Source organism: Vaccinium witches'-broom phytoplasma str. VAC (assembly GCF_000309405.1).
Classification (GTDB): domain Bacteria; phylum Bacillota_I; class Bacilli_A; order Acholeplasmatales; family Acholeplasmataceae; genus Phytoplasma.
This window is the reverse complement of sequence record NZ_AKIN01000182.1, coordinates 1-791: the sequence shown is the minus strand read 5'-3', so window position 1 is coordinate 791 and position 791 is coordinate 1. Positions and strand designations below refer to the sequence as shown.

The 791-nt window shown below is 28.4% G+C and carries 2 protein-coding genes; both read right to left on the bottom strand.

The window, feature by feature from the left end:
• Positions 1-61: 61 nt before the first annotated feature.
• On the bottom strand, positions 62-433 hold the full coding sequence (locus RI68_RS02825; protein ID WP_017193723.1) for a DUF2963 domain-containing protein: 372 nt from the start codon (positions 431-433) through the stop codon (positions 62-64).
• A 23-nt stretch (positions 434-456) separates the two neighbouring features.
• A partial coding sequence (locus RI68_RS02820) for a DUF2963 domain-containing protein (protein WP_017193722.1) occupies positions 457-791 on the bottom strand: 335 nt, incomplete at its 5' end.

Below are 791 nucleotides of genomic sequence, written 5' to 3'. Positions count from 1 at the left end.
ATAATGATTTGACTCCTTTTGTTTGATTTTTTTTAATTTTTTGTTTATTTTTATTGGATTTTTAAAAGTTAATAATATCTTTAACAGTTCCATCGGGGTGGTAGCCTGTTTTTTTGATTTTTTTTCCTGTTTGTGGGTCATATTCAATGATGAAGTCAATTTTTTTGCTGTTGAGGTTGTTGTAGTAGGTTTTTTTGATGATTGTACCAGTTTGAGGGTCGGATTCAATGATTAAATCAATTGTTATTCCGTCGGGGTTGTAATTGGTTTCTTTGATTATTTCACCAGTTTGAGGATCGTATTCAGTGATGTACCAAATTGTCACGCCGTCTGGGTTGTAAGTGGTTCTTTTGATTATTTGGTTGTTTTCGTTAGATTCCTCGGTTATTTTGTATCCGTTATTATCAATAATTTCTTTTATAATTTTTTTCATTTTTTTAAAATCTCCTTTTATTTTTATTGATTCCAAAAGTTAATGATTTTTTTAATAGTTCCATCATCATAGTAATATGTCTTTTTGAGTAATATGCGTGCGCTATCCTCTCCATCATATTCTTTTATATAATCAATAGTTTCGCCATCGGACTTGTAATATGTCTCTTTGATTAGTTTGTCAATATCTCTTTCGTAACTTTCTATATAATCAATAGTTTTGCCATCAGCTTGATAAAAAACTTCTTGAAACGTAAAGCTAGTATTTTTAACGGATTCAATTATACAGTCAATAGTTTTATCAGAACGATAATAAATTGTTTTTTCATCATCTTTATAATAAGTTGCTTTAACTATAT

What these genes read in the sequence shown, in the direction of transcription:
- RI68_RS02825 (WP_017193723.1), bottom strand. Translation starts at nt 433, where the DNA reads ATGAAAAAAATTATAAAAGAAATTATTGATAATAACGGATACAAAATA.